Here is a 26,063-nt window from a genome sequence, read left to right on the forward strand (position 1 = left end):
TTTTATTATATTAAAGACAAGTCAACTAATTATTAATGTTCAAACATAGCAGATATAGATTCTTCATTGCTAATTCTTCGGATAGCTTCTGCTAGCATCTCAGCTAACGTTAACGTTCTTACATTGGATAGTTTTTTTATGTTATTTGGTAGAGGAATAGTGTCGCATACTATTACTTCATCGATGTATGAATTTTTTAAATTTTCTGCTGCGTTTCCTGAAAAAATAGGATGTGTTGCATATGCAAAAACTCTTTTAGCTCCTCTATCTTTTAGTGCTTCTGCAGCTTTGCATAACGTTCCTCCTGTATCGATCATGTCATCTACTAAAATACAATCACGATTAGCAACGTCTCCAATTATGTGCATAACTTGTGATACGTTAGTGTTGGGTCTTCGTTTATCAATAATAGCCATATCTGTATCGTGTAATAATTTTGCAATAGCTCTAGCTCTTACTACTCCTCCAATATCTGGAGAAACCACTATGGGGTTTTTAAGATTTATTTGTAACATATCTTCTAGTAAAATTAAACTTCCGAATACGTTATCAACAGGAACATCAAAAAATCCTTGAATTTGTTCAGCATGAAGATCGACAGTTAGCACTCGATCTATTCCAATGCTAGAAAAAAAGTCAGCTATTACTTTTGCAGTGATTGGAACTCGAGATGAACGAACTCGACGATCTTGTCTTGCATATCCGAAATACGGAATTACAGCTGTAATTCTTCCTGCAGATGCTCTTCTTAAGGCATCTACCATTACTATTAATTCCATAAGATTGTCATTAGTAGGATAACACGTTGATTGAATAATAAATACATCATTACCGCGCACGTTTTCGTTTATTTGAACGCTAATCTCTCCGTCACTAAATCGTCCTACTGATGCGTTCCCTAAATTCATGTATAGTCGATTAGCAATAGATTTTGCTAAATTTGGAATAGAGTTTCCGGAAAACAATTTCATATCGGGCACGATAAAAACCTCAAAGTATAGGAATGTATAAGTGTTTTATGTGTTCTAATATTATAAATATGATTTTTAAAATAAATGATGCGATTGTAATTGTTTGTGTAAAGTTGAAATATTAGTACTGCTTGTAACAAATCCATAAGTTTTAGCAGGTAACATAAATAAAATTTTGTTTGCATCTTTTTTTGAGTTAAATTCAGAAAAGATGCAAGATCCTGTTCCTGTTATTCGAGAAGGTGCATACTGAGATAGCCAAGTGATTAAATTATTTATTTTTTTAAATTTTTTTTTTATAAGTTCTTCGAAATCGTTTTTGAATGATGTTGTTAATAATGAATCAATGTGTTTTCTTCTTGATTTTTTTTTCAAATTTGGGTGAGAAAAAATTTTTTTAGTAGAAATTTTAATGTTTGGATAAGTAATTAAGTACCATTTTTTTGTTGTTTTTATGGGAAATAATATGTTTCCTATGCCTTCTGCTATTGATGTTTTTCCCATTATAAATAAGGGAACGTCAGCTCCTAATTGTGTTCCAAGATCTATTAATTGTGAGATTTTAAATTTCATATTCCATAATTTGTTTAATACAAGTAATATTGTTGCAGCATTAGATGATCCTCCACCCAATCCCCCTCCTATTGGTATATTTTTTTTGATAGAAATGTTGGCTCCTAGTTTTAACGAGTAACTTTGTGCTTTTTTTTTAATAGTTGTGCTGCTAGGACGATGATGTTTTGAGAATAGGGTATTCTTGGAATGTTCGTTAATAGTTTTACGTGTCCACTATTATTTGGAGTAATGTATATTATATCTCCGTAATTTAATAATTGGAATAGTGTTTGAATGTTGTGATAGCCATCAGTGCGTATTCCTGTAATATACAGAAAAAGATTAATTTTTGCAGGAGAAAACCAGGTAGTTTGCATTATTCTAAAATCCAATTGTTAATGTGTAAAACAATAGAATTATTTCCTTGTTTCATTTTGATTATATTGGGTAAGAATGGAACATTTTTATTATTGTAATATAAATATATTATTTTCAACAATTTTTTTTTGTAAAGATGTTGTAATGTATGTATATGTGCATTTTTCAAAGTATATCTATGTATTTTTTCGGGTAATCCAACAATCCATTTATTAAGACAGTCTAATGGTATTGTTAAACCTGTAATTGCAGAGAAAGTTATTTCTGGTTGCTTATTAACGTATATTTTTCCTGTGTTATCTAAAATTTTGCAGATGTTTTTACAAAAAATAGTTTTTAATTGTGTTTGTCCAATAAAGTTAATCAGTGTTATTGAAAAACATGTTGGTGTATGTTTTTCAAAATAAAATCTACTAAAAATTTTGGTTCTATTTGATAAAAGTAATAAATAACCATTTGCTTGGAACGTTTTTATTTTTTGCAGAGCACGTTGTTGTTTTTCCCATGTAAAATTATTTTCTAATACATTAGACGTTTTCATGGCACATGAAGTACTTATTAGACTAAATATTACAGTAAAAAGAAAATACTTAAATTTCATGTAATAAAAAAAGATTTCAATGTATATCGCTTAATGTGTATTAAACAAATTTTATCATTTTTTGTAAAGGATGTAATATAAATTTTATAAGGAATGTTATTTTAATATGAACTTTAAAGAAATGGTTGAAAAGCAACTTTTTATATGTTTTCAATAACTATTTTATTTTGTTTTTAGCTTCAGATCTATAAAAATTAGGAAAACTATGTATATAATTATATCAAGAATTATTAATTGAAAAGTCATCATACAGTGAATATTTTTATTATAAAAAAGTTAGAAGCTTTGCACAAAAGATACGAAGAAATCGAAAGAATGTTATCTGATATCAATATTGTTTCTAATCAGGATAAATTTCATGAATTGTCTAAGGAACATTTAAAATTGTTTAATATAAATAGTTGTTTTATTGATTGGAAAAAAAATGAAGATGACAGAGATGCAATCTCTCATTTGTTAAATGATATAGAATTACACAATATAGCTGAAGAAGAACTAAAAATAGTTTATTTAAAGAAACTTAAATTAGAAAATCAATTGAAGATGCTGTTATTGCCTGATGATCCATATGATAAAAGAAGTTGTTTTATTGAAATAAGAGCGGCTACAGGCGGGAACGAAGCAGCTATATTTGCTGGCAATTTATTTAAGATGTATACTCGATATTCAGAATCATATCATTGGAAGACTGAAATTATTAATGCTACTCATAGCGATCAAGGTGGATTTAAAGATATTATAGTTCAGATTACTGGTAAAGGAGTATGTGGAAAATTAAAATTTGAATCTGGAGGTCATAGAGTGCAGAGAGTTCCTAAAACAGAATCTCAAGGACGAATTCATACTTCAACGTGTACTGTTGCTGTTATTCCTGTAGTGCCGGAAGAAGAAATAAAAAAAATTAATCCTAATGATTTAAAAATTGATACTTTTAGATCTTCCGGAGCAGGTGGACAACATGTAAATACGACAGATTCTGCCATTAGAATTACTCACATTCCTACTGGTCATGTAGTAGAATGTCAAGATGAACGTTCTCAACATAAAAATAAAGCGAAGGCATTGTCTGTTTTAGTATCAAGAATTCAAGCAGACCAGTTTTCTCAACGTCAAAAAGAAGAGTCTATTAAACGTCGTAAACTTCTAGGTAGCGGTGCACGTTCAGACAGAAATAGAACATATAATTTTTCAAAAAATAGAGTAACTGATCATAGAATTAATCTAGTGTTGTATTCTCTAGATGAAATATTAAATGGAAATTTAGATTTGTTGATTGAACCTATTGTTCAAGAGTATCAAACTAATTGTTTATCTAAGCTTTTTGATAATACCAGTATGTTAACTTCATGAATATTAAATTGTGGTTAAATGCAGCATATTTAAAATTAAAAAGTGTTGGTATTATTAGTTTTAGAATAGATGCAGAAATTTTGCTGAGTTATGTCACTAAAAAAGATATTAGTTGGTTAGTTATTTATGGTTCTTATAAATTAACTGTTAGTGATCTTGTAAAATTAAATAGTTTATTAAGACGTAGAATGAACGGCGAACCTATTGCTTATTTGGTTGGAAAAAAAGAGTTTTGGTCTTTGTCCTTGATTGTATCTCATGCTACTTTAATTCCTCGCTCAGATACTGAAATTTTAGTAGAGCACACTTTAACAAGACTAGAAAATGTCAATTACAAAAAAGTGTTAGATTTGGGTACAGGCTGTGGATGCATAGCATTAGCATTGGCTAGTATTAAGTTATATTGTCATGTTATAGGAGTAGATTGTATACAGGAATCTATTTGTATAGCTAAAAAAAATGCGCAAATACTGCAATTAAATAATGTTGTATTTTTTCATAGTTTTTGGTTTAGTTCTATTTATCAAACGTTTGACATTATTGTAAGTAATCCTCCTTATATTGGTTTGAGTGAAATTGATAATTTGGATAGAGAGTTGTTATTCGAACCATTTTTTGCATTAGTTTCTACTAATAATGGATTAGGTGCTATTAGTTATATTATTAAGAATTCTAAAAGGTATTTAAACAATATGGGTTGGTTATTAATAGAACATAGTTGGATGCAAAGAGTGCGAGTACAAGCGTTGTTTAAAAAATATCATTTTTCTAATATAATGACTTATCAAGATTATTCTGGAAATGATAGAATTACAGTAGGCCAAAAGAAATAAATGTAGATTTTATATTTTAATGTATAAACTACGTATTTGCTTTTAATAAATTGTAATTATTTCATGTTATAATGATATTGTGTTGATGTATAATCAATAATTATATTTTAGTTTTACTGACTACATAGTAAGTGTTTGTAATACAATTATTGGGAATAGTATGATATCTTTTTTTAGTTCTGATGTTTCTAAGCTACCATTGTGTGAATCTATTGTTGCTACATTGTGTTTGATTCGACCGGATTTTCCTGCTGATGTGGTTGCCAAGGAGTTACAAAATAGAGTAGAAGAAGCTAGGTCTTACGTAATATCCGAAAAAAAGATCGATGGTAAATTGAAGAAGTTAATAGAATTATTTTATAGTCATTGGAAATTTGGTAGTGCTACTGGAGTTTATAAATTGTCTGACGTTTTATGGTTAGACAATGTTTTGAAAACGCGTAAAGGAACTGCAGTTTCTTTAGGAGCAATATTTTTGCATATTGCTCAGCAATTACATCTTCCTCTTATGCCTGTTATTTTTCCTACTCAACTTATTTTACGTTGTGATGAATTTAATAAAAAAATGTGGTTAATAAATCCTTTTAATGGAGAAACATTAGATGAACATGTTTTAGAAGTTTGGTTGAAAGGTAATATAAGTCCCACAGCAGAACTATACAAAAACGATTTAAAAAAAGCTCAACATTTAACGGTAATACGAAAAATGTTAGATACATTAAAGAATGCATTAATAGAAGAAAAAAACATGGAGTTAGCATTAAATGTTAGTAATACATTATTAAGGATTAATCCCAACGATCCTTATGAAATACGTGATCGGGGTTTGATATATGCTCAATTAGAATGTAATCATATTGCATTAACTGATCTCATTTATTTCGTAGAACATTGCCCTGAAGATCCTATTAGTGAAATTATAAAAATTCAAATTCATTCTATAGAAAAGAAAAAATTTGTTTTACATTGAGAGCGTTATATTTATTGATTTATTACATATAAGTATGTATTTAGAAGTTTGCTTATCTCAAGTAAGAGCGTATAATAAGATACATAATTTTTTATATTGTAATTAGTAGTTTTTTTAAATATTTATAAACTATGTTGAACTTTAGTTTTTGTGTTGTTTTAAAACTATATAAAATGTTGTTATTAATATAATGTAATATAATTTATGTTAGTGTTTTTAGAGTTTTTGATAGTGTATGTGGCGTTATTGGCATTTGGCGTTTGTGTTGAGTATTAATGAAATGTTTTTCAATGATCAATTGACACTTTTTATCAATTTTTTTACCTTCTAAATAGGCATCAATATCAAGGTAAGTAACACCTAGAATTTCTTCGTCAGTTTTGTATGGATGAGTATCTTCTAAGTTTGCTCTGGGTGGTTTAAGATAGAGATGAGATGGACATTTTAATTCTTTTAGTAAAAGTTTTCCTTGCTTTTTGTTTAGTTCAGAAATAGGATTAATATCTGATCCTCCATCTCCATATTTTGTAAAAAATCCAGTAATTGCTTCGGAGGCATGATCAGTTCCGATTACAATTCCATTATGCGCATGAGCAACATCATATTGTACCTTCATTCTTTCTCTAGCTTTGTTATTTTCTCGTATGCGATTAGATGTATTTATTCCTGCTTTTTTTAGTGATTTTTCGGTGCTTAATACAGAATTTTTTATATTAATATTTAATGTTATTTCAGGTTGAATAAAATTTATTGCGTCTTGACAATCTTCTAAATCTATTTGTTTTCCGTACGGTAAGCATAGTAAGATTAATTTGTAGTTTTTATAGTTATAACTTTGATTTAGTTCTTTTATTGCTAGTTGGCACAATTTTCCAGTTAATGTAGAATCTTGTCCGCCACTAATTCCTAAAACTAATGTTTTTATATTTTTATAATATAGCATATATGTTTTAATAAAATGTACTATTCTATGAATTTCAAATTTGGGATTAATGGTAGGTTTTACGCCTAAAGTTGTAATAATTTTTTTTTGTAAGTTCATAGTGTATATCTCTTATAAAATATAAACATTTAAAGATGCATTATATACATAATATTTGGAAAGAACAAATTCAATTATAAATTATGGTTGTTTTGGATATATTAGAAAAATTTTTAACAAATATTTCTGAATACTTAGTTTTGAATATCTTTTTTGAGATAAATTTTATAAAATGTATGTTTTTATGAAGAAGTAAATTTTTTTATAAATTTGGAAACGTTTATGCCTAATCGATTAGTTTTAACGTTAAATTGCGGAAGTTCATCTTTAAAATTTTCTGTTGTAAATACTAATAAAGATCGAATAATATTATCAGGATTAGTTGATTTTTTGTCTTCTCACAAGACAAATTTTTTATGGAAATTAAATACTAAAAAGTATAGTTATCAATTTAATAAAAAGATGGAGTATGAAAAAATAATTAAATTTGTTGCAGATAGTATTTTAAAAAGAAATTTAACGATTTTTAATAATATTTCATGTATAGGACATCGAGTAGTTCATGGTGGATCTAAGATGAACAAGTCAGTAATAGTGAATAAAACGATAATAAAATATATTAAAGATGTTTCGTGTTTTGCTCCGTTACATAATCCTATGAATCTATTAGGAATAATGGTTGCATTAAACATTTTTCCTCATTTAAAAAAAAAAAATGTAGCTGTATTTGATACGGCATTTCATAGTGTAATGCCTGAGGTGTCTTATTTATATGCTATTCCTTATAGTTTCTATAAAAACTATGGTATTCGAAGATATGGAGCACATGGTATAAGTCATTTTTATGTAATGTGTCGTGCTTCTAAAATTTTGAAAATTCCGGTGAAAAAATTAAATATTATTACTTGTCATTTAGGCAATGGTGCGTCGATAGCAGCTATTAGAAATGGTGTTTGTGTAGATACTTCAATGGGTTTAACACCGTTAGAAGGATTAGTAATGGGTACTAGAAGTGGTGATATAGATCCAGCGATTATTTTTTTTATGTATAAAAAATTAAAAATGAGTATAAAAGATATTGAAAATACTTTAATTAAAAAATCTGGATTATTAGGATTAAATGAATTTAGTAGTGATCTACGTAATTTGGAAGAAAGGTATGAGTTTGATAGAAAAGTAAAATTATCTATTGATATATTTTGTCATCGTTTGTCTAAATATATTAGTGCTTACACTGTTTTAATGCAAGGAAGGTTAGATGCTATTGTTTTCACCGGTGGAATTGGTGAAAATTCTTGTTTAATTAGAACTATCACAATTTCTAATTTGTCTTTATTGAACTGTAACATTGATAAAAAACTAAATTTATTAACTAGATTGGGTCGAGAAGGTTCGATTAATAAAAGAAATAGTGTATCTATATTAGTAATACCTACTGATGAAGAAGCAGTAATAGCAAAAGAAGCAATGTCATTGACTAGTAATTATTGAAATACAACTTTTTTAAATTAATAATGATTTTAAAATAACATTTATATTTTTGGAGTTTATTTTGAAGCGTATCTTAATGTTAGTTCCTATAGGAACGAATGTTGGATTGACTACTGTTAGTATAGGACTCATTCAAAAAATGCATGATGAGAACTGTAACATAATTTTTTTTAAACCAATTTTTAATGTTATAGACAACAATTGTAAACTTGATCATACTACAAGAATTTTAAAGAAGATGAGTTCTGTTTTGTGTCTTAAACCAGTTAGAGTGGATAATATTAATCATTTTTTAATAGAAAGAAAAAAACAAAACATTATAAAGGATATTTTGTTAGAGATAGATCGTAATAAAAAATATGATAGTGTTTTATGTCTTGAAGGGGTATGTTTAAAAACTTCTACCTTTTTGTCTAATATAATAAATTATGAAATTGCAAGGGCAATTAACGCAGAAATTATCTTTATATGCAGTATAAGAAGAAATGATATAGTTGATATTAAGAATACGATAGAAGTTATTAAAACATATTTTATAAATAAGAAAAATATTAATGTTAAAGGTATTATAATTAATGAATTTCAAATAGTAAGATTTGAATTATTTTATAATTATTTAAATTATCTTAATATATCTAATACTAGAAAAAAAGAACAAAAAATAAAAGTTAGTACTTGCGTTGATAAAAATATGTTGTACAAGTACTATAATATGCCGATATTAGGATATATTCCATGGAATGCAAAATTGATTGAGCCAACTTTAGAAGAGATATCGTTGTACTTTCGAGCACATGTTATAAATAATTATGGTTTAAGTGCTTTATTTGTTAGATCTATTGTTATATATGACAAAAATAATTTTTTTAAATATGATAATAGCTTTTTTGTTCGTACAGTATTATTGTTTTCATGTAACGAAAATATTTATGATTTAGAAAAAATGTGTCAAAATATAAAGAAATACAGTTCTATTATTGCTGTGTTGATAACAGATAGTAATGAATTTAGTATACGTTTTATAAAATCATGTTTTTCTATAAAAAAAGCTTATTTCCCCATTTTATTAGTAAAAAAGAATATGTTACAAACAGTTTTGTTATTACGACAATTTAATTTTAAGATATCTACTAAAAATATTAATAAATTTAACGTAGTTCGTAAATATGTCTCAATTCATCTTGATAATAGTTTGAAAACATGTTTTAAAAATAAATATATGTATGAATATCCGGTATGTTCGTCAGTATTTATTTATAATTTGTTAAATTTAGCTAAGAAAAATAAGAAGAAGATTCTTCTTCCTGAAGGGAATGAATTAAGAATTATTCAAGCAGCTTCTATTTGTTCGATTCAAAAAATTGCACGTTGTGTATTATTGGGAAATCCAACAAATATTAAAAATATTGCTAAATTGAATAATGTTAAACTAGAATCAAGCGTAGAAATTTTAAATCCGATATTAATAAGAAATAATTATATTAAACGATTAGTGCAGTTGCGTTCTCATTATGGAATAACTGTAGAAGATGCAAAAAAAATGATTGAAAATAATGCTATTTTATCTACTTTGATATTAGAATCTAATGAAGTGGATGGATTAGTATCGGGATCTGTTAATACTACGTCTGATACTATTCTTCCTGCTTTACAATTAATTAAAACATCTCAGTTTAGTTCTTTAATATCTTCTGTTTTTTTTATGTTATTGCCGGATCGTGTATTATTGTATGCAGATTGTGCTATTAATCCTAATCCTAATGCGGATCAATTGGCAGAAATTGCGATTCAATCTGCTGATACTGCTATATCATTCGGAGTATTGCCTAAAATAGCAATGTTATCTTATGCAACAGGAATATCTGGTAGTGGAGAAAAAGTAGATAAAGTGAAGAAAGCTACTGATATAGTGCGAAATAAATGTCCTCATCTTATTATAGAGGGTCCTATTCAGTATGATGCAGCAATAGATAGTATAGTATCACAGTTAAAATGTCATAATTCTACGCTTGGTGGACAAGCTACAGTGTTTATATTTCCTGATCTTGATTCAGGGAATATTACATATAAGGCAGTGCAGAGATCTGCGAACATTATTTCTATTGGTCCAATATTACAAGGTATTAAAAAACCAGTTAATGATTTGTCTAGAGGAGCTTCAGTTCAAGACATAGTATATACTATTGCTGCAACAGTAGTTCAATCTGAACAATAAGAAAATGTAATGAAAGTTATTATAAATTTCAAATTTTAATTTCAATATTGTTTTTTGCGATACAACAACAAGGGAAAATGTCTCCTAAGGCGTGATAAGCGAGAGGAGAAATATTATTCTCATAATATATATTACCTTTAAGTAATTTAACTTTGCAAACTCCGCAAAATCCTTGTTGACATTGATGTTCTATATATACGTTATTGTGTTTTAGTATAAGTAGTAAAGGTATTTTTTGTGGTTTATAATAAATAATATAGTTTTTATTATAAATTTTAATAGTTGAATATGTCATTTATAATTTAAATTTATTAAATTCAGTATCATTAATATCAGAATCGATTTGTCCAACTAAATAAGAACTTACAGAAATTTCTTGAGGAGCTACTTGTACGTTATCTGAAATTAACCAAGAATTTATCCATGGAATAGGATTAGAAGTAATTACAAATGGCATAGGTAATCCAACAGAATTCATTCGAACATTAGTGATGTATTCAATATATTGTGATAAAATTTCTTGGTTTAATCCAAGCATAGATCCATTTTTGAATAAATATTTTACCCATAATTTTTCTTGTTTTGATACTGCAATAAATAAGTTATAACTTTCTTTGTAGCATTCTTGAAAAATTTCAGACATTCCTTCATTATTTTTTTCATTTCTTAATATATTTAGGATATGTTGAGTTCCGGTTAGATGTAATGCTTCGTCTCTAGCAATTAACCTAATTATTTTGGCGTTTCCTTCCATGATTTCTCTTTCTGCAAAAGCGAAAGAACAAGCAAAACTTACGTAAAATCTAATAGCTTCTAATGCGTTTACACTGATTAAACAAAGATATAACAATTTTTTAAGTTCATGTAAATTAATTGAAATGCTTTTTCCATTAATTATATGTGTTCCTTCACCTAATAAATGCCAATAACTAGTCATTTCAATAAGATTGTCGTAATATTTGGAAATATCTTGTGCTCTACTCGCTATATTTTTGTTGTTAATAATATCATCAAATATTAATGAAGGATTATTAATTATATTTCTAATAATATGTGTGTACGATCTAGAATGAATAGTTTCTGAAAATGACCATGTTTCTATCCACGTTTCTAATTCAGGAATGGAAACGAGTGGTAAAAAAGCTACGTTAGGACTTCTACCTTGAATTGAATCTAGTAGAGTTTGATATTTTAAATTGCTAATAAAAATATGTTTTTCGTGATCCGGAAGATTTTGAAAATCAATTAGATCTTTAGATAAATCTACTTCTTCTGGTCTCCAGAAAAAAGATAGTTGTTTTTCTATTAGTTTTTCAAAAATTTCATATTTTTGTTGATCATATCTAGAAATATTAACAGATTGTCCAAAAAACATTGGTTCAAATAGTTGGTTGTTTTTATTTTTAGAAAAAGTTGTGTATGCCATATAATATGGTTTCCTTCATGAATAAATATGTTTTACTTATGTGCGAATTAAAAAAATTAGTTAATTTATATTTTGCAAGCTCCATCATCGCAATTATTGTTATTTGTAAGAAATGAAAGTTCGTTTTGACAATCTTTTGCATCGTCTCTAGTATTTTGATAGTATAGAGTTTTTATACCTAATTTGTAAGCTATTAATAGATCTGTTATTAATTGTTTCATAGGTATTTTCCCATTAGAAAATGATTTTGGATCATAGTTAGTATTAGTGGAAATGGCTTGATCGATAAATTTTTGCATAATACTAACTAATTGCAAATATCCAGTGTTATTAGGAATGTTCCATAATAGTTCATAATATGGTTTTAGTTGTTTGTATTCAGGAACAACTTGTCGAAGCATTCCATCTTTTGATGCTTTTATACTAATGAATCCTCTTGGTGGTTCTATACCATTAGTAGCATTGGAAATTTGAGAAGATGTTTCGGAAGGCATTAATGCTGACAATGTAGAATTTCGTAAACCATATTTTTTTATTTTTTTTCTTAGCGATTCCCAGTTTAAATGTAACGGTTCGTTGCAAACGTTGTCTACTTCTTTTTTGTAGGTGTCTATAGGTAAGACGCCTTGATAGTACGTTGTTTGATTAAACCAAGTACATGCACCTTTTTCTTTTGCTAGTTTGCATGATGCATTTAATAAGTGATATTGTATGGCTTCGAATGTTCTATGGGTAAGAGAGTTTGCACTTCCATCTGAATATCTTACTTTATTTTTAGCCAAATAATATGCGAAATTTATTACTCCTATTCCTAGTGATCTTCTGGATAATACTGATTTTTTAACTCCTGAAAGTGGATAATTCTGGTAATCTAATACTGCATCTAGTGCTCTGACTATTAAATGTGATAATTCTGATAAATCTTCAAGATTTTTTAAGGAACCTAAGTTAATAGCGGATAAAGTACAAAGTGCAATTTCCCCGTTTGTATCATTAATATCATTTAATGGATTAGTTGGTAATGTGATTTCTAAGCATAAGTTAGATTGTCTAATAGGTGCAAGTTTTGGATTAAAAGCGCTATGTGTATTGCAGTGATCAATGTTTTGTATGTATATTCGTCCAGTAGATGTTCTTTCTTGCATAATTAGTGAAAATAAATTAGTTGCTTTTATTTTCTTTTTTCGAATGTTTATATCATTTTCATATTTGTTATATAAAAATTCAAATTTTTTTTGATCAGAAAAAAAAGAACTATATAAGTTTGGAACATCTGATGGGCTAAACAAAGTAATATGTTGTCCTGATATCATACGTTGATACATTAATTTGTTGATTTGCACGCTATAGTCTATATGGCGTACACGATTTTCGTCTATGCCTCTGTTATTTTTTAATACTAACAAATTTTCTACTTCTAAGTGCCAAATAGGATAGAATATTGTAGCAGCACCACCACGCACTCCGCCTTGAGAGCATGATTTTACGGCGCTTTGAAAAAGTTTGTAAAATGGAATACATCCAGTATGGAATGCATCTCCTCCTCTTATAGGACTTCCTAATGCTCGAATTCTTCCTGCATTAATTCCAATTCCAGCACGTTGAGAAACATATTTTACAATTGCATTAGTAGTTGCATTAATAGAATTTAAATTATCAGCGCATTCAATCAAAACGCAAGAACTAAATTGTCGTGTAGGAGTTCTTAGTCCAGCCATAACGGGAGTAGGAAGAGAAATTTTAAAAGTAGAGATTGCATTATAGAAATTTTTTATGTATTTCATTCTTTTTTTTTGTGGGTATTTTCTGAATAAGCATGCTGATATTATAATGTATAAGAATTGTGCACTTTCATAAATTTTTTTAGTAACTCTGTTTTGTATTAAGTATTTTCCTTCTAATTGTTTGACTGCTGCATAAGAAAAATTCATATCACGCCAATGCTTAATAAAAGAATTCATTTGTATATATTCAGTTTCAGAGTAATCTTTAAGTAAATGTTTATCATATTTACCTAATTTTACCATGTTTTTTACGTGTGTGTATAAAGCAGGAGGATTGAATTGACCAAAAGCTTTTTTACGAAGATGGAATATAACTAATCTAGCAGCCATATATTGGTAATCAGGAGAATTTTCAGAAATTAAATCTGCTGCAGCTTTGATAATAGTTTTGTGTATGGTAGTAGTTTTTATGCAGTTATAGAATTGTATCCTAGATTTTAGTGCTACTTGGGATATAGAGATATCTTTTAGATCTTTCGCTGCCCAATTTAGCACTCGATGAATTTTATCTAAATTAATTAGTTCTTTTTTCCCATTGCGTTTTGTAACTAGTAGTATTTTGTTCATCTTTGTCCTAATTTTTAAGCATATGTTGTTTATTATTTTTTATATAGTATGAATATGGATGAATATTTTGTTTACGATCAAGATTTTTCAACTATAAAATTTATTAGTAAAATAGAGTTTAAAATTTTAAAATAATTAATTTTTTAATGTAACATTAAGGATTTATTATATAATATTAAAAATAAATAATTGTATTATATTATGTATTATAAAATTTTTATTGTTACGTTTACGAAAGATATACAATTAATATTTTATTTTTTATTTTTTTATCTTTTGAGATATATTTTTAAACTGTATATTTTATGCAAAATATACAGTGATAAATATATTGTTAGCATATATTAAGTATTTTGCATTGTTTATAAGAATGATTCATTTGCTTTTTGTACAGCGACTACTTTTTCTTTTTCTGAAGTTCTAATTAAAATGACTCCTTGTGTATTTCTTCCTAAAATGCCAATTTCTGATATTCTAGTTCTAACTAACGTTCCAGCGTCAGTTATAATCATAATTTGATCATTTTCCATTACTTGCATAGCACCAATCATTATTCCGTTTTTTTTAGTGATTTTTATTGCAATTGTTCCTCGAGTAGCTCTAGATTTTATTGGAAATTCACAAATTTCTGTTCTCTTTCCGTATCCATGTTCTGTAACAATTAGTATATTGCCAGTTCCTCTAGGTACTACCAAAGAAACAACTTTGTCTTGTTTTTTTATTGCAATACCTTTCATTCCAGAAGTATTTCTTCCCATTGTTCTAACTGATTTTTCGGAAAAATGGACAGCTTTTCCTATTGCAGTAAATAACATTATTTTATCTTCTCCGTTTGTAAGAGAAACACCAATTAATTCGTCATCTTTTTTTAATTTAATGGCAATTATTCCTGCTGTTCTTGGTCTTTTAAATTCACATAAATTAGTTTTCTTGACCATTCCCTTAGCGGTAGCCATAAAAATATTTATACTATCTTTGTATTCTGAAATAGGTAATATTGCTGTTATTCTTTCTTTCGTATCTAGAGGTAAAAGATTAACTATTGGGCGTCCACGGGCATTTCTACTAGCTTCTGGTAATTGATATACTTTCATCCAATATATTATTCCTCTGCTAGAAAAACAGAGAATTGTATCGTGTGTATTAGCTACAAGTAAACTTTCTATGAAATCTTCTTCTTTTGTTTTTGCAGCTGATTTACCTTTTCCACCTCTTTTTTGTGCTTCATAAGTAGATAGTGGTTGATATTTTACATACCCTGAGTGTGATAAAGTTACTACTACATCTTCTTGATTTATCATATCTGAAACATTGATATCTTCATAATTTTTTATAATTTGGGTACGTCTTTTATCTCCAAAATTATTTTTAATATTAATTAGTTCTTGTTTCATAACACTGACTAATTTATTAGTGTCTTGTAGAATATTTTTTAATGTTATAGAAGATTCTATAAGTTTTTTGTGTTCTAAAATCAGTTTTGAAGATTCTAAATGAGTTAGTTTTTGAAGACGTAAATCTAATATCGCATTTACTTGTATTTGAGTCAGAAACAACGAATTGTTTTGATTGAATTTAGATTGTGAAAAACACGATTGAAGAACACTATCATTTAATATATTGTCTGTATGTTTTAAATTATTTGCATACCAATTATGGGATAATAGTTGTTGTTTCGCTTCTGATAATGATTTAGAATTTTTAATTAATGAAATTATTGTGTCAATGTTTTTTAAAGAGATTATTAATCCTTCAATAATATGTATTTTTTTTTGAACTTTTTTTAGTTCAAATGAACTACGTCTAGTTATTATCGTTTTACGATGAGATATAAATTCACGTATAATGTCTTTAAGTGACATAACTTTTGGTTGTCCATGAGTCAAAGCAACCATATTAATTCCGAAAGAAACTTGTAATTGAGTTAAAGAATATAATTGATTGAGGATAATTTCTGATTTTGCTTCTTTTTTGGTTTCGACTACTATTCTCATTCCTTCTTTATCTGATTCATCGCGTAATCCGCTGATTCCTTCAATTTTTTTATCTTTTATTAGTTCTGCTATTTTTTCAACTATGCGTGATTTATTTACTTGATAAGGTAATTCGAAAATAATTAAAGATTCTTTTTTTGTTCTTTCTTGAATTTCGATTTTACTTTTTGCTCTAATATGAATTTTCCCTTTTCCTGTACGATATGCTTCTGTAATACCTTTGCATCCATTGATTATCCCTGCAGTAGGAAAATCGGGGCCTGGGATATGTTCCATGAGTTCTTTTAGTGTAATTTGATCGTTGTTTATAAAAGCAAGACAACCATTTATTATTTCATTTATATTATGGGGAGGGATGTTAGTAGCCATTCCTACTGCAATTCCAGATGAGCCATTGATTAGTAGATTTGGTATTTTAGTAGGTAATACTTCAGGAATTTCTTCTGTTCCATCATAGTTGGGAAAAAATTTTACTGTTTTTTTATCTAAGTCGTTTAATAGTTCATATGCAATTTTAGACATTCTAATTTCAGTATATCTCATTGCTGCTGCAGAATCTCCATCTATTGATCCGAAATTTCCTTGTCCGTCAATAAGTGTGTATCTTAGTGAAAATGATTGCGCCATTCGTACTATAGCATCGTATACGGCTGTATCTCCATGAGGGTGATATTTTCCAATAACGTCACCTACTATTCTAGCTGATTTTTTATATAGCTTATTCCAATCATTATTTAACTCTTTCATTGCAAATAATATTCTTCTGTGGACTGGTTTTAATCCATCTCTTACATCTGGTAAAGCGCGTCCAATAATGACTGACATAGCATAGTCTAAGTAAGAATTTTTAAGTTCGTCTTCAATGTTAATTTTTATTATTTCTTTTGCAATTTTTTTCATTTTTATATTTTTTAATAATTTTAAGAATAATAATATTATCATAATGAAAAAATAGATTAATATAAAAACATTATTTTATGTGGTAATTATCTTTTTGGTATTATGATATGCTAATATTGCTATTTTAAGTTTTTTGAATATGTATAGGATATAATATGAGTAGTAATGTAAGTTTTTATAAATAATTGTTGAAAGAATTTAATGTCAATTATATTTATATATATAATATGAATTATATTTTAAAATTGATGAGAACAACTGATAGAGTCGATTTTTTGGATATTTAGTTTTAAAGAGATTTTTTAAAATAATTTTTAAATAACGCAGAATATTGTTGTATGATGTTTATATAACATATATACGTTATTTTATTTAGTGATACTTGAAATGAAAAATTTTATTTTATTACTATGTTATTGATATAATTAAAGTATATTTGAATATACACAAGTTTTTATTATTTGAGTATGTTTCAAATTAATTTTATGGAATGTTGTAGTTTATATAGATATATTAAATTATTTTTTAAAATATAGTTTATGTTTTCATTGTTTTGTTACTAAATAATACTTTGTAAAAATATGTGTAAAAAATTGTATTCTATAATGTGTATTTGAGGAATTTATTATGAATAATGATGAAAAAAAATTGATAGAGGATTTATTTTCTAGATTACATAAAACTGAAATTGAATCTTCTGATAGAGATAATACAGCCGAGAAATTAATTAAAAATTTGTTAGAGAAGTACCCAAATTCACCATATTATATGGCACAAACTATTTTAATTCAAGAAACAGCAATAAAAAAATTGAACGATAAAATTTCTTTGTTGGAAGATAATGCTACACATAGGGAATATGGAAAATGCGCACCTACTGGTTTTTTATCTAGTTTGTTTAGGACAAAAAAAACTAAAAATGTTTCAGATTCGTATTCAAATGATACTACGAATCAACCTCATGTGGTACAAAGTTCTAATTCTAATATTAGTTCTTTTCCTACACAAATGCGTTCTGGTGCTATACCTCAAGTTGGTCCTGTTAATAGTACTGGAGGATTTTTGAGTGGAGCATTACAAACTGCCGCAGGAGTAGCTGGTGGTGTGGTGATGGCAAATATGTTAATGAATCTTTTTCAAACTAAAAAGCCTGAAGAAGAAGTAATGGATGCAGTGCATAACGTGAATGCTTCAGATGTAGACTTAAATACTTCAGACAGTGATGTTATGCATAATAGTCAATATATTAGTGATGATACAACCTATTCAAATAATACTATGGAAGAGTTTAATCAGACTGATTATGATGTCAATAATAATGATGATTGTAATACTTTTGAAGACGATAATTTTATTTAAAATTTTTAACAACTAATTTTGTATATTTTATTTAAGTGAATAAAACCAGCAATAAATTTGTCTTTTCTGCTGGTTTATATAAACAGTTGTGTTAATCATAAATAGAATTTATTTAGATTTTTATTATGCGTTTGTCGTATCATAAAAATTTTTGAAGTATTGTTTAGCTCCGGTTGGAGTAGCTTTAATACCACATTTTCCTGGAGTCCAGTTAGCTGGGCAAACTTCTCCATATTTTTCATAAAAATTAAGAGAATCTATCATTCTTATGATATCAGAAATGTTTCTTCCAAAAGGTAAATCGTTAATTACTTGGTGACGAATTATTCCTTGCTTATCAATTAAGAAAGATGCTCTTAATGCTACTCCTAATGTGGGATGTTCAACTTTATATAATTTTTGTATTTCTCTTTTTATATCAGAAACAATTATATATTTTATTGGTCCAATACCACCTTTTGTAGGATCAGTTTGACGCCAAGCATGATGTACGTATATTGAATCAATAGATACTCCTACAATTTCTGTGTTTCTTTTGGTAAATTCTGGTAAGGATTTATCGAATGCTATGATTTCTGAAGGACAAACAAATGTGAAATCCATAGGCCAAAAAAATAACACAGTAGTTTTTCCAACAGTATAGTTTTTAAAGTTAAAATTATCAATAATGTTATCGTTGTATAAAATAGCTGATGCAGTAAAATCAGGTGCTTGTTGTGTTATTAACATTTTTACTCCTTTATTATATATTATTTATTGATTTAAATTATTGTTTTTATTTATAAGCATGTTTTGTTTAGTTATACATTAAAAATATTCTGAATTGATTTTAATCAATCAGACAATAATATATAAACAAATTACACAAGTAATATAATATTTATACTTTAATATAGTTTGAGGTAACAAGTTAAGAAGCGCTCATGAATAATTATATCATAAATTGGAAAGATGTATTAAAACGAGAAAAAAAAAATTGTATTTTGTTAATATTATTAGATCTCTTGCTAAAATACGAAAAACTAAAATAGTTTATCCATCTCAAAATGAAGTATTTAATGCTTTTGTATTAACAAAATTTTCTAATATAAAAGTAGTTATTATTGGTCAAGATCCATATTTTAGAGAAGGCCAAGCTCATGGATTAGCATTTTCTGTGCAAAAATATGCTAAGATTCCTCCTTCCTTATTAAATATATACAAAGAATTAATTGATGATATGGGTGTGAATTTTTTATTTAGACATGGTTGTCTTGAAGGTTGGGCGCGACAAGGAGTTTTTTTATTAAATTCTGTTTTAACAGTAGAATCAGGTAAACCGGGTTCTCATTTTACATTAGGATGGGAAATTTTTACTGATAAAGTTATAAGAATTATCAGCGAGTATCATTCAGGAATTATTTTTTTGTTGTGGGGATTACATGCTAAAAAGAAAATAAAAAATATTTGTGTTCATCGACATCATATTTTATTGGCATCGCATCCATCACCGTTTTCGTCTTATCGAGGTTTTTTTGGATGCCGCCATTTTTCAAAAACAAACATCTTATTAAGAAAGCAAAATAAAATTCAGATTGATTGGTTTTTATGATTTATATTTTATAACTTTTTTTTTACTCTTACTGTAGCTTTACGTATGATTTTTCCTTGACATATGTAACCATCTTTGATTATTGAGGTGACGTAGTAAGTATTAACGTTATCTAATTGCTCGTTAGGTTCTGTTTGATGCAAGAACGAATTAAATTTTATGTTTTTTTTGTTTTCTATAACTAGATCAAATTTTTGAATTGTATGTAATAGTGATTTTAATGTTAATGAAATTCCTTCTACAATTTTGTTATGTTTAACGTTTAACTTGTGTATGGTTTTTCCTATGTTCTTTAAATTATCTAATATTGGAATTAAATGAACACAGAAATGTTGCAATTGTGTTTTTTCAATTTCTTTTATTTTTAAGTCAGCCTTTTTTTTTATGTTTTCTATTTCAGCTTGTTCTCTTAATTTTATGTCTATTATATTTTTTTTTATATTTAGGATTTGTTCATTTAATGGATTTATGTTACTAAAGCAATTATTTTCTTTGTGTTTTTTTTCATTTTGGATATTTGTATCGTTGTTATTTATAGAATTTAAGTTTTGATTTTCATGATTCATAATGTTTCCTTATTGGTATCTAAATTTTATGTTTATTAAATATGAGAAATCATACTATATTGTTAAACAGTATATATTAAATAACAATTTACAATTTTATTATAAAGGAACTAATTTCATGAAACAACATTTTTATTGCATTGGAATAGTAGGTTATCCCCGTCATTCTAGCTCATTATCTACACATAAAGTTCTTTATAATTGGTTAAAAGAGAAATATGATGTTATTGTTGAGGATAAAATAGCTAGTCAATTATGTTTGGGGAATATTAATATAGATTCATTATCTAATATTGGAAAACGGTGTGATTTAGTAATAGTAGTAGGTGGTGATGGTAATATGTTGTATACAGCTCGCATATTGTCTACTTATAAAATTAAAATTATTGGTATTAATAGGGGAAATTTAGGATTTTTAACTGATTTAAATCCTGATACTGCATTAAAGCAGTTGTCATGTGTACTTTCCGGAGAATATATTCAAGAAAATCGTTTTTTATTAGAAGTGGTGATTATTAAAAAGGATGGACTACCTTTGATTAATAAAGCTATTAATGAAATAGTATTGCACGCTGAGCATGTAGCTCATATGATAGATTTCGAAGTATATATTAACGGAAATTTTGCTTTTTCTCAACGTTCTGATGGTTTAATCGTTTCTACTCCTACAGGATCTACGGGATACTCACTTTCAGCTGGAGGTCCTATTTTAGTCACTTCATTAGAAGCAATTGTACTAGTTCCTATGTTTCCTCATACCTTGTCTTCTCGTCCTTTAGTAATTGATAGCACTAGTACAATTTGTTTAAGATGTATGGAAACTATGTCGAAATTAAAAATAAGTTGTGACAGTCAAATAATATTATCAGTAGAAAAAAATGACGTAATCTTGATTAAAAGGAGTAACGATTCTTTATGTTTTGTGCACCCAAAAGATTACAATTACTTTGGAATTTTGAGTTCTAAATTAAATTGGTCGAAAAAATAGTTTTTTAAAAAATTTTTAGAAGTAATAATATTTTTGTGTTAAAGATGTAATTACAATTAAAAATATAATTAAAATTGTTATTAGGTAAAAGATATAAGTTTTGAACTGTTTTGTTTTGAATTATATCGCGTTTAAGTGAAATAATATTTTTGGAGCTGGCGGGATTCGAACCCGCGTCCAAAATTTTTACAACTCTAGTACTACATGCTTAGTCTATTATTTTCAACTATCTATAAGCGTATAGACACGATATAGATTTTTACTTATAGTATTTTAGCGATTAAAACTTATAAGTTTAGTTTAGATCGCGATCTCTCGTTTTTTGACCTTAATGTTTCTTTATTTTGAGAGATAAAAAAAGAATAAGGGCTTTTAGTTCAGTATATTAAGCTGCTAAAGCATAGGTTTTATTTTTTGCTACTATTTTTTACGGCTTTTATCGAGGCAAACCGTCCCTCGGCATGCACTTTAGTTTTCAATAATTTTGTCGAATCCAAAATCAGCCCCTTTCTTAGATTATATAATAAAAAAAAATTATAATCTAGTAATAAAAGTTTTTATAAACGTTTTAATTATAATTTTTAGTTATATAATTTTAAAATTATAATCTTTTAAATTTATTTAGGGAATAATTGATATGAGTGTTATAAAAAAAATTAAAGATCAAATTAAAAACAATTCTATTTTAATTTATATGAAAGGATCTCCTGATTCACCTAGTTGTGGATTTTCCGCTCAGGCTGTTCAGGCATTATCATCGTGTAGAAAAAAATTTGCATATGTTGATATTTTGAGAAATCCAGACATTCGGATGGAATTGCCAAGATATGCTAATTGGCCAACCTTTCCACAGTTATGGATAAATGGAAAACTTATAGGAGGTTGTAATATTATATTGGAATTGTTTGAAACTGGAAAATTAAAGAATTTAGTTGAACAAGCTGGAGAAAACGAGAATACGTCTGATAGAATATCAAAAGTTTAATTTATTAATACATATAAAATTGATAAAATATGTTGTATTACGAAATTATATATTGACGAGTAAATAGTTTTATTGTAATATCATTAAATTTTTTAATTTTTTTTATTAAGTTATATTATTGATTTTTGGGTGGCCATCCACCCAATTTTTTCCATAGATTAACTATTTTACAAAAAAGATCAGCTGTTTTTTTTGTATCATACAAAGCTGAATGTGCTTTATTATTGTCGAATTTTAATCCAATTGCCTTGCATGCTCGTGCCAATACTGTTTGCCCTACAGCTAATCCACTCAATGTAGCTGTATCGAAAACAGCAAACGAATGAAATGGGTTATTTTTAATTTTGTTTCTTTTTATGGCAGCCATGAGAAAGTTGTGATCAAAAATTGCATTGTGAGCTACGACTATACTTTTACTACATTTTTGTTGATGCATTTCTGAATTAATTAATTGAAATATAGTATTTAGTGCTTTATATTCACTAATAGCACCACGTAATGGGTTAAAAGGATCAATACCATTGAATGCAACGGCATTAGGATCGATAATTGATCCTATAAATGGTTTTATATGATAGTGCAGCGTTGTTTCTTGTTTTAATAATCCAAATGAATTCATTTTTAATGTAATAATAGCAATTTCTAACAATGCGTTTGTTGTTGCATTAAGTCCAGAAGTTTCAATATCTATGACTACAGGATAAAAAGTGCGAAAACGTTTGCTTAAAAAGTAATGTTTTTTAACTTTATACATTAGGTTCTCATTATTTATTAAAATATATTCAATTTTTTATTATTTAAATGTATAATGGATATTGTATTGAATTTTTTATATTTTAGAGAGTGATTAAAAATTTTCGCGTACAACGTTTGGTATTAGATTATTAATATAAGATTATATTCTACTTTTTTGATAACGTCATAGTTTTTGAAATATATTTTTAAAAATCTGCGTTAATTTTTATAGGATTACATGATATGAGTTATACGTTACCGTTATTTCCTTATTCTTATTCTAGTTTAGAGCCATATTTAGATGAAGAGACGATGTTCATTCATCATACTAAGCATCATCAAACATATATAAATAATACTAACAATATATTACTTAATAGTAATTTTAACAATTTACCTATTGAAAATTTAATTTCTAAATTAGATATTATAGATGTTGATAATAAGATAGGATTACAAAATAATGCAGGAGGACATGCAAATCATAGTTTATTTTGGACAATATTAAAAATTGGAACTATTTTAAAAGGTAATTTAAAGGCTTCTATAGAAAATAATTTTGGTTCTATTGAAAAATTTAAAAGTGAATTTGAAAAAGTAGCTATGAATCATTTTGGTTCTGGTTGGACGTGGTTAGTAAAGAAAGATACAACATTATTTATTGCAGCCACTGCTAATCAAAATAATCCATTGATGGGAAAGGGCATATCTGAAGTATCAGGTTTTCCTATTTTTGGTTTAGATATTTGGGAACACGCTTATTATTTGAAATATCAAAATAGACGTATAGATTATATACATGCTTTTTGGCATGTAATTAATTGGGAAGAAGCTGAAAGACGATTTAATAGATAATTAAATTTGATGTATAGAAAATATATTTGTAAAAATGTGTTGTATAAACGTTTTATATCTAAATATGGATCAATTGTAATATCTTTAAATATAATAAGAAACACATTGTTATTTAAATTTAATTATTTTGTGATATAGGATTTATTTGAAAAACATTAAATTGATAGTTGGTTTGGCTAACCCGATTATTAAATATGACAAAACTAGACATAATGTAGGTTCTTGGTTTATTCAGCGTTTGGCTTGCTATCATAATCAAGATTTGAAGATGAGTAGAAAATTCTTAGGATATATTGGATCTTTCATTTATTGTGATTTCAAAACATATTTATTTATACCCAATACGTTTATGAACTTGAGTGGTAAATCTATTTCAGTTGTTTTGAAGTTCTATCGTATTAGATTAGATGAAATTTTAGTAGTTCATGATGAATTAGATTTAAATCCTGGATTAGTTCGATTTAAATTAGGTTGTGGACATAATGGTCATAATGGAATTAGAAATATTATTGATGTGTTAGCAAAAAGAAATAATTTTTTAAGAATTCAAATTGGTATTGGTCGTCCTGATAAGTTAAAACAAATAGCAGATTTTGTTTTGTCTTCTCCGACGTTAGAAGAAAAATTGTTAATTGAAACATCTATATTGCGTGCAATAAAAATGACCAATCTTTTAATCAAAGAACGAAATACATTAATAGAAAAAAAAGTTTTAAATCAATAATATTAAATATAGCTGTTTTAAAAAATAAACAGTTAATTTCGAAAAGTTTTATTTGTAATAAGGGTAAGTGTCATTATGGGTTTTAAATGCGGTTTGGTAGGATTACCTAATGTTGGGAAATCAACTATATTTAATAATTTAACAAATTTAAAAGTGCCAGCAGATAATTTTCCATTTTGTACTATTAAACCTAATATTGGAATAGTGTTAGTTCCTGATGAACGATTAAATATTATTTCTAATATAGTTAATGCTAGCCGTATTATTCCAGCATACATAGAATTAATAGATATAGCTGGTTTAGTAAAAGGTGCATATAAAGGAGAAGGATTAGGAAATCAATTTTTGAATTATATCAAGCAGACAGATTTGATTATTCATATAGTTCGTGGTTTTAAAAATGATAAAATTACTCATATTTACGGTGAGATTAATCCTATTAAAGATATCGAAATAATTAATTTGGAATTGATATTATCTGATCTCGAAATATGTAAAAATAGAATAAATACACTTGAAAAACAATATATATTCAGTAAAAAAATAGTAAACAAGGAAATCGATATATTGCATCGCTGTTTAACATTTTTACAAAAAAATAAATCTTTAAAATTGTTAAATTTAACTATAGAAGATACAAATATAATTAGTTATTTAAGATTTATTACATTAAAACCAATAATTTATGTTATTAATATGAGTAAAAATTTTGATGACAACGTATGTGTTGAGAATGTTTATAATTTTTCCAAACAAGATAATTCTACTGTATTATTAGTTTATATGGACATTATGAGTAATAATTTTATTAAAAATGATATAGATAGAAATTATGACGATCTAAAACTAGATTTAAATAAATCAGGATTAAGTTCTATTGCTTACTGTGGTTATAAATTGTTAAAATTAAAAACATTTTTCACTGCTGGAAAAAAAGAAGTCCATGCATGGACTACTAGTGATATTACAATTGTGGAATCGGTAAAATGTATTCATACGGATTTAAGTCAAGGTTTTATTCGAGCTCAAGTCATTTCATATTCTGACTTCGTAAAGTATAGTGGAGTAAAAAATGTTAAAAAATTTGGAAAAATGAGGTTGGAAGGAAAAAACTATCATATACAGGATGGAGATATTGTTCATGTTTTGCATAGAACATAAGATATGTTATTATTTAAAATAAAATGTAGTTTTAACAGCATTATTTTTTTGAAATATAATTTAAAATTTTTTGTATACAACA

The 26,063-nt window shown here is 26.9% G+C and carries 20 protein-coding genes, 1 other RNA gene and 2 pseudogenes; 12 read left to right on the forward strand and 11 right to left on the reverse strand.

The window, feature by feature from the left end:
* Positions 1–32: 32 nt before the first annotated feature.
* The 3 genes and pseudogenes from U0T58_00775 to lolB all read right to left on the reverse strand — a co-directional run bounded on the left by U0T58_00775 (position 33) and on the right by lolB (position 2,445).
* Positions 33–980, reverse strand: a complete 948-nt coding sequence (locus U0T58_00775) for a ribose-phosphate pyrophosphokinase (protein ID XBC42437.1) — start codon at positions 978–980, stop codon at positions 33–35.
* A gap of 66 nt (positions 981–1,046) precedes the next feature.
* Positions 1,047–1,903: pseudogene (gene ispE, locus U0T58_00780) on the reverse strand (4-(cytidine 5'-diphospho)-2-C-methyl-D-erythritol kinase).
* Positions 1,903–2,445, reverse strand: coding sequence for a lipoprotein insertase outer membrane protein LolB (gene lolB, locus U0T58_00785; GenBank protein ID XBC42438.1), 543 nt, complete (start codon positions 2,443–2,445; stop codon positions 1,903–1,905). Before lolB ends, ispE begins: the two are co-directional and overlap by 1 nt.
* Positions 2,446–2,757: 312 nt before the next feature.
* Here lolB and prfA point away from each other — a divergent pair, with 312 nt between their 5' ends.
* The 3 genes from prfA to sirB1 all read left to right on the forward strand — a co-directional run bounded on the left by prfA (position 2,758) and on the right by sirB1 (position 5,658).
* Positions 2,758–3,855 carry a peptide chain release factor 1 gene (gene prfA / locus U0T58_00790; GenBank protein ID XBC42439.1) on the forward strand — a complete coding sequence of 366 codons (1,098 nt, stop codon included), beginning with the start codon at positions 2,758–2,760 and terminating at the stop codon, positions 3,853–3,855.
* On the forward strand, positions 3,852–4,688 hold the full coding sequence (gene prmC / locus U0T58_00795) for a peptide chain release factor N(5)-glutamine methyltransferase (GenBank protein ID XBC42440.1): 837 nt from the start codon (positions 3,852–3,854) through the stop codon (positions 4,686–4,688). Before prfA ends, prmC begins: the two co-directional genes overlap by 4 nt.
* Before the next feature lie 160 nt (positions 4,689–4,848).
* Positions 4,849–5,658 (forward strand): invasion regulator SirB1, encoded by an 810-nt coding sequence (sirB1, locus tag U0T58_00800; GenBank protein ID XBC42441.1) that lies wholly within the window; start codon positions 4,849–4,851, stop codon positions 5,656–5,658.
* A gap of 202 nt (positions 5,659–5,860) precedes the next feature.
* Here sirB1 and nadE read toward each other — a convergent pair whose 3' ends face one another.
* Positions 5,861–6,700: an ammonia-dependent NAD(+) synthetase gene (nadE, locus tag U0T58_00805; GenBank protein XBC42442.1), complete on the reverse strand. Its 840-nt coding sequence runs from the start codon at positions 6,698–6,700 to the stop codon at positions 5,861–5,863.
* 222 nt (positions 6,701–6,922) lie between these two features.
* Between nadE and U0T58_00810 the strand changes: the two genes are divergently transcribed.
* Both U0T58_00810 and pta read left to right on the forward strand, forming a co-directional pair.
* A complete protein-coding gene (locus U0T58_00810; protein XBC42443.1) occupies positions 6,923–8,131 on the forward strand; it encodes an acetate kinase in 1,209 nt (402 codons plus the stop codon).
* 61 nt (positions 8,132–8,192) lie between these two features.
* Positions 8,193–10,346: a phosphate acetyltransferase gene (pta, locus tag U0T58_00815; protein ID XBC42444.1), complete on the forward strand. Its 2,154-nt coding sequence runs from the start codon at positions 8,193–8,195 to the stop codon at positions 10,344–10,346.
* A gap of 295 nt (positions 10,347–10,641) precedes the next feature.
* Here pta and nrdB read toward each other — a convergent pair whose 3' ends face one another.
* The 3 genes from nrdB to gyrA form a co-directional block, all read right to left on the reverse strand.
* On the reverse strand, positions 10,642–11,772 hold the full coding sequence (gene nrdB, locus U0T58_00820) for a class Ia ribonucleoside-diphosphate reductase subunit beta (protein ID XBC42445.1): 1,131 nt from the start codon (positions 11,770–11,772) through the stop codon (positions 10,642–10,644).
* Positions 11,773–11,837: 65 nt separating this feature from the next.
* The gene (gene nrdA / locus U0T58_00825; GenBank protein XBC42446.1) at positions 11,838–14,123 is read right to left on the reverse strand and encodes a class 1a ribonucleoside-diphosphate reductase subunit alpha; all 2,286 of its coding nucleotides are present in this window, start codon (positions 14,121–14,123) and stop codon (positions 11,838–11,840) included.
* 362 nt (positions 14,124–14,485) lie between these two features.
* Positions 14,486–17,017: a DNA topoisomerase (ATP-hydrolyzing) subunit A gene (gene gyrA, locus U0T58_00830; protein XBC42447.1), complete on the reverse strand. Its 2,532-nt coding sequence runs from the start codon at positions 17,015–17,017 to the stop codon at positions 14,486–14,488.
* Positions 17,018–17,644: 627 nt separating this feature from the next.
* Between gyrA and U0T58_00835 the strand changes: the two genes are divergently transcribed.
* Complete coding sequence (locus U0T58_00835; GenBank protein ID XBC42448.1) at positions 17,645–18,376, forward strand: DUF2076 domain-containing protein; 732 nt, start codon at positions 17,645–17,647, stop codon at positions 18,374–18,376.
* A gap of 123 nt (positions 18,377–18,499) precedes the next feature.
* Here U0T58_00835 and U0T58_00840 read toward each other — a convergent pair whose 3' ends face one another.
* Positions 18,500–19,105: a peroxiredoxin C gene (locus tag U0T58_00840; protein XBC42449.1), complete on the reverse strand. Its 606-nt coding sequence runs from the start codon at positions 19,103–19,105 to the stop codon at positions 18,500–18,502.
* A gap of 194 nt (positions 19,106–19,299) precedes the next feature.
* Between U0T58_00840 and ung the strand changes: the two are divergent.
* Positions 19,300–19,967 (forward strand): annotated as a pseudogene (gene ung / locus U0T58_00845) (uracil-DNA glycosylase).
* Positions 19,968–19,975: 8 nt separating this feature from the next.
* Here ung and grpE read toward each other — a convergent pair.
* Positions 19,976–20,533 carry a nucleotide exchange factor GrpE gene (gene grpE / locus U0T58_00850; protein ID XBC42450.1) on the reverse strand — a complete coding sequence of 186 codons (558 nt, stop codon included), beginning with the start codon at positions 20,531–20,533 and terminating at the stop codon, positions 19,976–19,978.
* A 118-nt stretch (positions 20,534–20,651) separates the two neighbouring features.
* Here grpE and nadK point away from each other — a divergent pair, with 118 nt between their 5' ends.
* Positions 20,652–21,521, forward strand: a complete 870-nt coding sequence (gene nadK, locus U0T58_00855; GenBank protein XBC42451.1) for an NAD(+) kinase — start codon at positions 20,652–20,654, stop codon at positions 21,519–21,521.
* A 149-nt stretch (positions 21,522–21,670) separates the two neighbouring features.
* Here the strand turns inward: nadK and ssrA are convergent.
* Positions 21,671–22,028: a transfer-messenger RNA gene (gene ssrA, locus U0T58_00860) on the reverse strand.
* A gap of 130 nt (positions 22,029–22,158) precedes the next feature.
* Here ssrA and grxD point away from each other — a divergent pair.
* Positions 22,159–22,506, forward strand: coding sequence for a Grx4 family monothiol glutaredoxin (grxD, locus tag U0T58_00865; protein XBC42452.1), 348 nt, complete (start codon positions 22,159–22,161; stop codon positions 22,504–22,506).
* A gap of 115 nt (positions 22,507–22,621) precedes the next feature.
* Here the strand turns inward: grxD and rnt are convergent, their stop codons facing one another.
* A complete protein-coding gene (gene rnt / locus U0T58_00870) occupies positions 22,622–23,260 on the reverse strand; it encodes a ribonuclease T (GenBank protein XBC42453.1) in 639 nt (212 codons plus the stop codon).
* Between the two features lie 224 nt (positions 23,261–23,484).
* On the opposite strand from rnt, the gene U0T58_00875 reads away from it, so the two are divergent.
* From U0T58_00875 to ychF, 3 genes are all read left to right on the forward strand, one after another.
* Complete coding sequence (locus U0T58_00875) at positions 23,485–24,096, forward strand: Fe-Mn family superoxide dismutase (protein ID XBC42454.1); 612 nt, start codon at positions 23,485–23,487, stop codon at positions 24,094–24,096.
* Positions 24,097–24,241: 145 nt separating this feature from the next.
* A complete protein-coding gene (gene pth / locus U0T58_00880) occupies positions 24,242–24,820 on the forward strand; it encodes an aminoacyl-tRNA hydrolase (GenBank protein ID XBC42455.1) in 579 nt (192 codons plus the stop codon).
* A gap of 75 nt (positions 24,821–24,895) precedes the next feature.
* On the forward strand, positions 24,896–25,981 hold the full coding sequence (gene ychF, locus U0T58_00885) for a redox-regulated ATPase YchF (protein XBC42456.1): 1,086 nt from the start codon (positions 24,896–24,898) through the stop codon (positions 25,979–25,981).
* Positions 25,982–26,063: the final 82 nt, after the last annotated feature.

It is taken from the genome of Buchnera aphidicola (Meitanaphis elongallis), assembly GCA_039830015.1.
GTDB lineage: Bacteria > Pseudomonadota > Gammaproteobacteria > Enterobacterales > Enterobacteriaceae > Buchnera_B > Buchnera_B aphidicola_AU.